Annotated in this window: 1 protein-coding gene; it reads left to right on the plus strand. The window is 38.0% G+C overall.

All coding sequences use genetic code 11. The features are described 5' to 3' along the window. Positions 1-732 (plus strand): T9SS type B sorting domain-containing protein (locus AC2A1D_RS17790; protein WP_484044916.1); only part of this gene is annotated, 732 nt, incomplete at its 5' end. Positions 733-765: the final 33 nt, after the last annotated feature.

Genomic DNA, 765 nt, shown 5'->3' on the forward strand with positions numbered 1-765 from the left:
TATGCTATTGCTAAAATAACACTGAAAGTAACTCCTCCAAAAAGATCGACTACATTAGTTGATAAATACATCTGTATTGATGACAGAACAAGCTTAGATGCAGGGCCTGGTTACCAATCTTACCAGTGGAGTACAGGTGCTACAACACAATCTATTAGCGGACAACCTGTTGGCGACTACTGGGTAATCCTTGAAGACAGCGGATGTTTTGTAAAACAATTTGTAAGCATTAAAAAATCTGCAGATCCTATCATTACCTCCATTGAAATTTCTAACACTACTGCAACAGTTATGGCAAGTGGAGGAACCGCTCCTTACAAATATGCAGTAGACGGAACTTCAAACTGGCAAGACTCAAATGTATTTACAGGGCTTTCTAGAGGGCAACATACATTCTACGTAAAAGACGCTTTCGACTGCGTTCCGGTAGCGGTAGAAATTACAGTTCCAAACCTTGTTAATGCTATCACGCCAAACGGAGATAACAAAAACGACTACATCGATTACAGTGAACTCAAATACAAAGACAACCTTTCTTTTGTAATCTACGACAGATACGGAAACAAAATCTTCACCGGAGACAAGTTCAACGACTACAAATGGGATGGTAAATTCTTTGAGAAAAAAGTTCCTACTGGAACATACTGGTATCACATCAATTGGAATGAGCCTAATGCTCAGAAAACTCCAATTAAATACACCGGTTGGATCCTCGTTAAAAACAGAGAATAAATTTCTTTAATACTTATAAAAATACCGTGATTA

This window comes from Chryseobacterium sp. HNCC26DJ239, from assembly GCF_057180445.1.